Genomic DNA, 10,259 nt, shown 5'->3' with positions numbered 1-10,259 from the left:
GCCGACGGCACCGTGCGCACCATCAACGTGTGCACCCGCTGCCTCCGTTCCGGCGCCGTGGTGAAGCCCGTCGTCAAGAATGACGCCGAATAATCAGGCTTGCCGATCTTTCCAAAGGCGGGGATAACATCTCCGCCTTTTTTTTGATTAATAATTCCCCGTCATGGTCACCCATCCCCGGCCCTCAGAAGCACGCCGCCCAACAGGCAGATTTTCATGAACGACATCAGCGCCGCCTTCCGCCATCGCCCGAAAAGCCACATCGGTCTGTGGCGTCGTTCTCTGCGCGTGCCGGAAAGCTGGCGCGTAGTGGACTTCCGCGGCCCCGGCCAGATGGGACGCGCACTGCCCGCCCCCGGTACAAGGCAGATGGAGCTTCTTCGTCTCGTGCTCGACTCGAAAAACATTCCCTACATCGTCACGGGACACGGCTCCCAGATGCGCGCCTTCGTGCCCGCCATGTTCGAGGACGTGGCCCGAGCCGAACTTGCCGCCGTGGATTCGGAAAAAAGGCCGGCTCCGCGGCCCGTACCCCAGAGACACAACGCTCACTGGGCCATGCTCGTCATGCTGTTTCTCATATTCTGGTACGGGCTCACCATGGGCTGGTGGCCTCTGCCCTTCGAGCATCTGCCCGATCCGGAATACTGGGTGCGCTGCGGCAAGCTCAACGTCACCGAAGTGCGCAGCGGCGAATGGTGGCGCACGGCTACGGCCCTCACGCTGCACGCCGATACGCTGCACCTGTTCAGCAACGTGTTTTTCGGCTCGCCCTTCCTCATTCTTCTTGCACGGCGCATCGGTCTCGGCCTCACGCTCTTCGCAACGCTCGCCTCCGGCATGCTCGGCAACGCCATGAACGTCATCTACCGAGACCCCGGCTACTCCAGCCTCGGCTTCTCCACGGCCATGTTCGGCATAGTGGGGCTCCTGTGCGCCGACATCGTCGTCCGCTCGCACCTTCAGGGGGTCCGGCGTCTCATGCTGCCCGTAGCCGCCGCCCTCGCCTTTCTGGCCATGCTCGGCTCGGAAGGCAGGAACGTGGACTACTCCGCCCATATTTTCGGCCTTGTTTCCGGCTTTATCATCGGACTTGCCGTAAGCCTCACCTTGCGGCATCATGACGGTCTTCCCCGCACGCTGGAAATCGCGCTCGGCTGCGCCGCGCCTCTCATCCTGCTGCTGTGCTGGGATTTCGCACTCTAACCCCTTTCGAGGCATACATGGACAAAGCCCCCGGCACCTTTGAGCTTCTGGGCAAGGACGGCAACGCCCGCGCCGGCCTGCTTCATACCGCGCACGGCGTCATAGAAACCCCCATCTTCATGCCCGTAGGCACGGTGGGCAGCGTCAAGGCCCTCGCTCCCGACGACCTCAATGCCATAGGCGCTCAGATCATTCTGGGCAACACCTATCATCTGTATCTTCGCCCGGGCGATGAGCTTGTGGCCAGGCGAGGCGGCCTGCATGAATTCATCCGCTGGAACAAGCCCATTCTCACGGACAGCGGCGGCTTTCAGGCCTTCAGCCTGAGCAAGCTGAACAAAATGAAGGCCGACGGCGTGGAGTTCCGTTCCCACATCGACGGATCAAAGCATCTGTTCACGCCGGAAAAGGTCATTTCCATCCAGCGCAACCTGAATTCCGACATCATGATGCCGCTCGACGTGTGCCTCGGCTACGGAGCCACGTACGAGGATGCCGAAAAAGCCGTAAAGCGCACTACCGAATGGGCGCAGCGCTGCCGTGACGCCTATCCCGCGGGCAGCGCGGGCAACCTTCTGTTCGGCATCGTGCAGGGATGCACCTTCCCCGAGCTGCGTGAGGCTTCGGCAAGGCAGCTCATGAACATAGGCTTTGAAGGCTATGCCATAGGCGGACTTGCCGTGGGCGAACCCAAAAATCTCATGATGAAGAGTCTGCGCGTGCTGAACCCCGTGCTGCCGCAGGACAAGCCGCGCTACCTCATGGGCGTGGGCACGCCGCTGGACATCCTGCACGGCATAGAGGCCGGCGTGGACATGTTCGACTGCGTGCTGCCCACCAGAAACGCCCGCAACGGCACGCTCTACACCTCGGAAGGCAAGATCAACATCAAGCGGGCCCAGTACGCCGAAGACGACAGTCCCCTTGATCCGCAGTGCGACTGCTATACCTGTCGCACCTTCAGCAAGGCCTATCTGCGGCACCTGTACGTGAGTCAGGAGCTTCTGGCCTTCCGCCTCAACTCCCTGCACAACCTCACCTACTTCCTCAACATGGTGCGGGGCGCAAGAAAAGCCATTCTCGAAGGCCGCTATGCCGAGTTCAAGGCTCAGTACGAGGCAAAGTATCCCGAGGAAGACGCGCTCTTTGACGCGCCGGAATTTTAACGCTGAGGGCGCTCCCACGGGAGCGCCCTTTCTTTATGCTCCGCACTCTTTGCATGATGAAACGTCAGGACGGGTAAAACGCCGTTGCCCCAAGGTCTCCCGCTTCTTCTAAAACCTGCCCTTTCCTCTGGAAGAGCAGTTCTCCTGCTCCCCTCTTCTTTCCCGCATCTCAGCAATTCCCGCGACGTCCTGCAGGGCTCGCCGGTCCTTTTTCCCAAAAAAAGACCGGCATTCGAAAATACCGGTCTGCAAAGAACATCATCGCCTGCTCAGCTGGCAATAAGCCGGAAAAGCATGGAGTTTTCCAGCACCAGAGGCCGAGTCTGCATGAAGAACACCGTACCGTCCGCAGGGGCGCGCACTTCCCATCGTACGGAACCGTCGTAGGGATCGAGAATGCTCGCAAGACGCTGATGTCGACGCACGATGTCGTCGGGCTTGCACAGACAGTACATGATGCCCGCGCGGCAGGCCTTGACGTTGATGAGTTCCTCTTCCTGCACCACCTGAGAATAGTATCCGGGGTGGGAACGATACCTGATGATCCCGTGCAGCGCCATGAAGCGCAGGATGGCGGAAAGACTGTCGTCGGCCGTCGCAACGTCGATGACGCCGGTATGTCCGGCATAGACGGAAAACGCCTGGGTTTCCCAGATCTGCCAGTTATAGTTCAGCGTGGTGGTGTCTATGGGCAGAGGATTGCGCACCAGCGTGTAGGGCAGGCCGAATCCCTGGGCAAGTTCCACGTCCTCATAGCCGGTATGCATCATGCGAACATGGGGAATGAAGTCCCCCGCCAGATAATAGCTCGCGAGCTGCACGCCGAACTCATAGCCCTGAAGGTGCTCGAACAGCGCAGCGGCTATGCGCTGCGTGGTTTCGCCGAGCGCATAGCCGGGAAACATGCGGTTGATGTCGGTATTGTCCATGGCCCAGAAACGCTTGCCGATGTTCATGGCAAAGGGATTGGCCGAGGGGATGACGAGAACCTCATGCCCGGGCATGAGCTCGCCCCGCTCTTCCAGATCCTGAAGAGTGTGGACAAGACGGGAACAGACGAACTGCTGCTGCAGCTCGTCGCCTCTCATGGCGCCCACTACGGCCAGACTTTTCTTGCCCGAGCCGAAGCGGAAACCGTGGATGCGGAACTCATCGCGAAACGGAGACGGCATGACGAAAAGACGTTCACGTTTCATGCTTTGTCCTCCCTGTAGACACGCGCGAGCAGCGATCCCTCATAAACGACGGGATAGGCCCGGATGGTAAAGACGAATCCCGGCCTGTCCACGGCCACCTCCTGCAGCACCACACCGCGCAGCGGATCGACAATACGTCCTATGGACTGTCCGGCCTCAACCTCGTTGGACTGGCGGATGAGCGGAATGAATACCCCGGAGGCGGAAGCATTGATGAACTCCACCGTGCCTTTGGTGGAAAGAATGGTTCTGTGTCCGGCCGGAGGTTCAGGCACGTCCCCCGTCCATACGCCGAGATGACGCATGAGGTTCAGTATGCCGCCCACAAGCTGATCGCCGTAGCTCATGGTGATGCGCATGCCCACGCCCATTTCCACCACCAGCGTAGGCGTGTTCAGAGCGTTGAGCGAATAGGCCAGCGTGGCTTCCAGCACGGTGGCGGCCTCATGCACCCAGAGAAAATCCAGATTCAGATACCTGGCCAGAGGCACAAGCCTGTCTGCCGTCAGCTGATTGATGCGGACCTGCGGCACCTCGTACAGAAAAATGTTGCTGGAGTGGATGTCCAGCACCAGATCCGCGCCCTTCAGATCTTCAATGATGTTATAGGCCGTATTTTCCGCCATGCTGCCCATGGGATCGCCGGGGAAAATGCGGTTCATGTCCAGATCGAAGCTGGGGATGCCACGGGTTATGGAGTCTATGCCCAGAGGATTGAGCGCGGGATAAATTTCCACGGTGCCGTCCAGGCATTCGGGATGCTCCTGAAGTATGCTGCCGATGCGGTAGCAGATATACTGCCCTTCCAACTCGTCGCCGTGGGTTCCGGTAACGATGCAGATGCGTTTTTTCCCGGAGCCCGACGAAATGCTGTTCTTGCGGATGAGCAGATGCTCGTCTACAGGAAGCTCCGTGGAGATGACGGTTTTTATCATTGTTCTTCCACTTTGATGTCTAGGGTATTCTGTTGCGCGGCCCGGCCGCTGAACACGCCCCGGTTCACGGAGCAGTCGGAGCTGTCGCGGCCGTGAGCCACCTTGATGCAGCCGTAGCGGAGCAGACGATTGTTGGTGGGGTCCAGTCCCCGCCACACGCCCTGATCGAAAAACTCCACCCACGCATGCGTCGCTCCTTCGCCGACAAGGTAGCCACAGGCGTACCGGGCGGGTATGCTGCGCGAACGCAGCAGAGCAATGAGCACGTGGGCATAGTCCTGACAGACTCCCCGCCCCAGCGCAAAGGCCTGGGAGGCTGTGGTATTCACCGTGGTGACGCCGGGAGCATACGTCATGTACGCGTGAACGGCGCTGCACAGCGAAAGCGCCTTTTCAGTCACGGGCCCGCCTGGAAAAAGCTCCTCCGGCCAGACTTCCTTTCTGCCGCAGGACTGACCGGCAAAACGTTCCATACTTCCGTCGGGAAGCGTGAGGGCGGTATGCTCCAGATACATGCCGTGCGCCGCATCGCATATGCGGTACGGCGTCTGTCTCACCACGCCTTCGGAAACGACGCTGAAACGAAGGTGAGATTCCGACACATATCCCGTCTGCACGGCGTTGCCGAAGGCGTCGCAACCGAAGCAGACAGGCAGATCAACATCACCGACATCACCGTCTGCCCGAACGACACTTGCGCGCATCTGCGCCCGTTCCACACGCTGGAAGGGCTCCTCCTTGGGCAGGCATCGCAAAAGCCAGGAGTGAGCGGAGACCGGCGAAGAAAAAATAAAGGAACTTTCGTAACGGTAAAAAAACTGCTTCATACCAGAACCAGGGAATTCAGCGAACAGAGCACGTCGGGAATATTTTTCCCGTAATCGTGTCCGTCTGAGAATATCTCCCTGAGTCTGTTTCTGCAACGTCCGTCCACCATGTCCTCGATATGCCCCAGCCGGTGATCCAGACTTTCCCACTCGGCGGCAATCCGCTTGAACGGGTAATCGAATCTTGAATACATATCAATGTATTCCACATGTTTGCCGATAAAAAGCATATCCAGCGTGGCAATGTTGGTCACGTGCTGGAATACCGATCCCCAGAAGGCGAGGATATAATCGGTGACGGGCTGAAGACGAACGATGTTGATGTCCTGCTTGTGGCGGCAGTGATTCAGCGTGGCCATGCAGAGATTCACATAGCTGATGGACGCCGTGGTAAGCTCCTCGCGCAGCACTATGCTGTTGTCGTTCAGACACTCCAGGCAGTAAAGGAGAGAACCCGGCGTATTCTCAAAAAGGTGCTGATACAAAAAGCTGTCCCGGTCGGAGGGACAATTGGCAAGGGAAAGTTTCCGGCAATAACTTTGAAGCGCGTCTTCCCGGCCTTCGTCCAGGCACAGGTCATAGTAGCGACGCAGAAAATGGAGCTGGGCGAAAAGGCGCTCAGCATAGCGCCCCAGCCAGAAAAGATGATTTGCCTTGGCGGGAGATATGGAAGACATGGCGTCTCCTTCTGCAATGACGGTGGAAGGTTTTAAAAGGATTTCGGAAGCGACTGATGATCGCGCAGGACCCAGGTATCCTTGAAGCCGCCCCCCTGACTGGAGTTGACCACAAAGGAATCGGCCTGACGGGCAAAACGGGTCAGGCCGCTTTTCCATACCACCGTCCTGTCGGAGGAAGAGAGCACAAAGGCGCGAAGGTCGGCCTTGCGATAGACAACGCCGTGCTCTTCCATGGTTTCCAGGTCCTTGAAATTGATCACTTCCTGAGCAATCCAGCGACGAGGCTCGGAACGGATGAGCTCCTTGAGCTTTTCCAGACGGTCGCTTTCCAGATCGCGCCCGAATACCACGCCGTAACCTCCGGCCTCGCTCACGTCCTTGATGACCAGCCTTTCCGCGTTGGCAAGAACATAGTCACGGTCTTCCTCATAATAGGGAAGATACGTGGGCGCATTCTGCAATATGGCCTTTTCGCCGAGATAATATTCCACCATGCGGGGCACGAAATAATACAGACCCTTGTCGTCGGCGACGCCGTTGCCGGGGCTGTTCAGCAGTGCCACGTTGCCCGCGGCATATGCCTGCATGAGGTTGGGCACGCCCAGAAGCGAATCGGGTTCAAAGGCCATGGGGTCGAGATACTCGTCGGACACGCGGCGGTAAATGGCGCCCACCAGCGTTTTCTCATGGAAAATTCCCTGGTAGTACACGTGGTTGTTCTCAACGACAAGGTCTCCGGGAAAGGCAAGAACCGAGCCCGTGCATTCCGCGAGATAGGAGTGTTCGAAAAACGCAGAGTTGTAGCGCCCGGGCGTAAAAACCACATTGAGTCCGCCGTTGACGTTCATGTCATCCATGACATGCTTCAAAAGCTGCGGATAGTCACGATTGTCCTCGATGTGATTGGCGGAAAACGTTTCCGGACTCACCTTGCGGGAGATGGTGCGTGCGATAAGCGGATAGGACGCACCGGAAGGAATGCGAAGATTGTCTTCCAGCACGAACCATCTTCCATCCCTGGCCTGCACCAGATCTATGCCCGCAATGTGGGCGAACACGCCGCGCGGAGGACGTATGCCCTCACACTGGGGAAGATACCCCTTGGAGGCATACACAAAGGATTTGGGAACAACATTATTTTTAAGGATGTTTTTTTCGCCGTAAACGTCGGCAAGAAACAGATTGAGAGCTCTGACGCGCTGTGCAAGCCCCTTTTCCAGGTAGGCCCATTCTTCGGGGGAGATGACGCGGGGAATGGGATCAAAGGGAAAGAGCTGCTCCTTGAACTTTCCGTTCTTGTAAATGCCAAAGCGCACGCCATAGCGTTCCAACCAGTTGTTCACAGCTTCACGGCTTTCTACGAGTGAATACATGTCGGACTCCTGCTTGATATGTTCCGACTTAATAATGCAAAAAATATACCATATTGTCCAAAAAAAATGCCCGAACGCTCCTTCTTTTTCCTGATGGCGGCATAACATTGAAATATAAGAACAAAAAAAGAACGCTGTTTTTCTGTTCATGAAGACGGGAGTGAGCTACCATGCCTGAAGGACACAGGAATACGGCTGATTGACGGAAAGAGTCCTCAAAACTCCCTTGAAAAGGGAATTGTCAGAGGCATGCATGAGGTACAGCTGATATATTAATGTATCGTAAACAATATTTTGATATAATATTGTATCAATATTCATGCAGAGCTTACAAATCCGTCCTTTCGTAAAAGAACACCGCCCCGCTCATGCTAAAAAAGGCCCGACTCATGCCCGTCATTCCGACACTTCTCTGAACGGCGCCAAGCCCACGCAACTTTCTTTCCCCAGAGTCATGTTGTCCCGCACGAACGAAAGCCTCCTGTCCGCAGGACAAGAGGGCTGCCGCTCTGGGTACCTCCAGCGTCGTTCTGCCGGGGCGATACTCCCGCCTTATTTTCTTCGGAAAAACGGCAGGTGCGGAAAACGGTCATGGCTGCGCGCCTTCTCCGCTCCACAGCGCGCGCCAGGCCGCGCAAAGCTCTTCGCCTCTCGCTCTTCCCTTTTCGGAGAGCGCCGCAAGAAAGACGTCCACTTCCCGGTCCAGATCGTCCAGCGTGCCCGCATTGTGAATAAGAAGATCCGCCGCGGCAATCTTGTCTTCCTGTTTCCACTGCCAGCTCTCCACGGCGGCAATCTTTGCGTCACTCCAGTTTCTGGTCGCGCGCAGGCGCTCGTGCCGCATCTTGTCGGGACACACGATGACCGCAATGTCCGCGCCCGGGCACGTCCAGCCCGTTTCAAACCAGAGCGGCACTTCCGCCACAGCTGCGGCTTCTCCTGCCGCCTCGGCCTTCCGGAAAAATGTTTCCATGGAGTCGCGCACAAGGGGATGGATCATGCGCTCAAGCTCGCGCCGCATTCCCGGCGTTTCCGCAAGAAGCTTCGTCAGCTTCGCGCGGTCCACCCTGCCCCCGTCGTCGAAAAAGGCGTTTCCCCAGCGTTGACGCATGAGATGCCAGCCGTCCGCGCCGGGCATGTACTGCGCGGCCACGGCTCTGTCCGCGCTCCATACAAAAATGTGCCGCTCCTCCATGCGCTCCAGCACGGCCGACTTTCCGCATCCCGGCATTCCCGTGAGAATGACGCGCCGCGTGCCCCGCTCAAGCGCCAGCATGGCACGGGGAAAGTCCTCCGGCGGGGGACAGATGAAGCTCATGGCTGTGCCGCTCACGGGATGGGAAAATTCCAGCTTCCACGCGTGCAGAAGCTGCCTTGCCGCCGGTGAAGCCTTATCTTCTGGGCCGTACACGGAATCGCCCCACAACGGAAAGCCTGCCCGGGCAAGATGCACGCGTATCTGATGGGTGCGCCCGGTAAAGATGCGCACGGCAAGCAGGGAGAATCTCCCGGAAGGCGACGCATAAAGCGTGCTCCAGCTCGTGAGCGCATTACGGCCGCCCTTTTCCTCGGGAACTACGGCCATGCGCGTCTTCATGGTTGGATGCCTGCCTATGGGCAAATCACTCATGCCTTCCGCTGGAGGCACGCCGCGGGTCACGGCAAGGTAGGTCTTGTGCACGCGCCGAGCGGCAAAGTCCTCAATGAGGCGCAGCCTGGCCCTCTCCGAGAGAGCAATGATCACAAGACCCGACGTGTCCTTGTCCAGCCTGTGCACAATGCCCGGTCTCGGCCCTTCCTGAAGCGCCAGCGCCGGAAAGCGAGAAAGCAGACGATGCACCAGAGTCCCCGTCGGACAGCTCGGGCATGGATGCATGGTCAGGCCGGCGGGCTTGTTGACCACGGCGATGTCCTCATCGGCATACACTACCTCGAGCGGACCGTCTTCCGGAACCAGAATGTCCGAAGCCTCCGGCATGCGGAGCGTCACTACCTGACCGGGACGCACCTTGAAGTCCGCGTCCGTGCAGGAAGTCCCGTCCACCGTGCAGTCGCCCTGCTCCACCAGTCTCTTGAGGCGACTGCGGGAAAGGTCGGCCACGGAACCGAGAAAGGCGTCAAGACGAGTCTTTTTCATGCCGTCAGGCACCGTGAAGCTTGCCACGTTGCAGACTTCGGGAAACAGGTCGTCATCGCCGTCCGGCGCTTCCGCATGCCCGAGTTCGCGGAGCTCTTCCGTCATGCCTTTTCTCCGTTGTCGAATTTCCGCAGTACATACCCGGTCATGACGGCCTTGGCGATGTTGCGCCCTTCGCCGTCGTACACCATGATGTCGTACACCGCGAGCGTGCGCCCGAGACGAACGGGCACGGCCTTTGCCCGAAGAGGACCGCACGTTCCGGGCAGAAGATAGGAAATGGAGCACTGGGCGCTTACGCAGACAATCCCCGCCCCCCGGCATCCGGCGGCAAAGGCCATGTCGGCCAGCGTGAACATGGCGCCGCCGTGAGCATTGCCGAGCACGTTGAGATGACGGGAATCCAGAGGCATGGAGACCACGCCGTTTCCTTCGGCATCAAAGCGCTCCACCTCGATGCCCAGAAGAGAAGCAAGCGTGCCTTCCGTAACGACATCGCAATTCATGATTCAACTCCTCATTGACAGCACGTTTCAGGGCGCGAGCATACCTGCGGCCGCACGGCATGGCAAGCCGTCTGACGAGGTCGCCTCTCCTGGAAAAAAACGGGAAATGCTCCGCGCTCCGCCTTCGAGGCCCTTCTTTCACTGGACAGCGACCTTCGGAGAGTTTATATCTTCTGGATACATTTTCTTTTAAGGAGCAATCTCATGGCCCATAAAAAGATTGAACGCGCCAA

Annotated in this window: 9 protein-coding genes; 2 read left to right on the top strand and 7 right to left on the bottom strand. The window is 58.3% G+C overall.

Annotated features, from left to right (window positions below; all coding sequences use genetic code 11):
- The first annotated feature begins 216 nt into the window (after window positions 1-216).
- A complete protein-coding gene (locus Q0J81_RS08420; protein ID WP_294447168.1) occupies window positions 217-1,206 on the top strand; it encodes a rhomboid family intramembrane serine protease in 990 nt (329 codons plus the stop codon).
- Between the two features lie 17 nt (window positions 1,207-1,223).
- On the top strand, window positions 1,224-2,372 hold the full coding sequence (gene tgt / locus Q0J81_RS08415; RefSeq protein ID WP_294447167.1) for a tRNA guanosine(34) transglycosylase Tgt: 1,149 nt from the start codon (window positions 1,224-1,226) through the stop codon (window positions 2,370-2,372).
- 269 nt (window positions 2,373-2,641) lie between these two features.
- Here the strand turns inward: tgt and Q0J81_RS08410 are convergent, their stop codons facing one another.
- The 7 genes from Q0J81_RS08410 to Q0J81_RS08380 all read right to left on the bottom strand — a co-directional run bounded on the left by Q0J81_RS08410 (window position 2,642) and on the right by Q0J81_RS08380 (window position 10,026).
- On the bottom strand, window positions 2,642-3,568 hold the full coding sequence (locus tag Q0J81_RS08410; RefSeq protein ID WP_294447166.1) for a M14 family metallopeptidase: 927 nt from the start codon (window positions 3,566-3,568) through the stop codon (window positions 2,642-2,644).
- A complete protein-coding gene (locus tag Q0J81_RS08405) occupies window positions 3,565-4,503 on the bottom strand; it encodes a M14 family metallopeptidase (RefSeq protein ID WP_294447165.1) in 939 nt (312 codons plus the stop codon). The genes Q0J81_RS08410 and Q0J81_RS08405 overlap by 4 nt, the downstream gene beginning before the upstream one ends.
- Complete coding sequence (locus Q0J81_RS08400; RefSeq protein WP_294447164.1) at window positions 4,500-5,330, bottom strand: transglutaminase family protein; 831 nt, start codon at window positions 5,328-5,330, stop codon at window positions 4,500-4,502. The genes Q0J81_RS08405 and Q0J81_RS08400 overlap by 4 nt, the downstream gene beginning before the upstream one ends.
- Window positions 5,327-6,007, bottom strand: coding sequence for an alpha-E domain-containing protein (locus tag Q0J81_RS08395; protein WP_294447163.1), 681 nt, complete (start codon window positions 6,005-6,007; stop codon window positions 5,327-5,329). Before Q0J81_RS08395 ends, Q0J81_RS08400 begins: the two co-directional genes overlap by 4 nt.
- A 32-nt stretch (window positions 6,008-6,039) precedes the next feature.
- Window positions 6,040-7,383, bottom strand: coding sequence for a circularly permuted type 2 ATP-grasp protein (locus tag Q0J81_RS08390; protein ID WP_294447162.1), 1,344 nt, complete (start codon window positions 7,381-7,383; stop codon window positions 6,040-6,042).
- 589 nt (window positions 7,384-7,972) lie between these two features.
- Window positions 7,973-9,625 carry a dephospho-CoA kinase gene (gene coaE / locus Q0J81_RS08385; protein WP_294447161.1) on the bottom strand — a complete coding sequence of 551 codons (1,653 nt, stop codon included), beginning with the start codon at window positions 9,623-9,625 and terminating at the stop codon, window positions 7,973-7,975.
- Entirely contained in the window at window positions 9,622-10,026 is a 405-nt protein-coding gene (locus Q0J81_RS08380; protein WP_294447160.1) for a PaaI family thioesterase, read from the bottom strand. Before Q0J81_RS08380 ends, coaE begins: the two co-directional genes overlap by 4 nt.
- Between the last annotated feature and the right edge of the window lie 233 nt (window positions 10,027-10,259).

Source organism: uncultured Mailhella sp., from assembly GCF_944324575.1.
Classification (GTDB): domain Bacteria; phylum Desulfobacterota; class Desulfovibrionia; order Desulfovibrionales; family Desulfovibrionaceae; genus Mailhella.
Note: the sequence above shows the minus strand (reverse complement) of the source record. Positions and strands in the feature narration are given on the sequence as shown.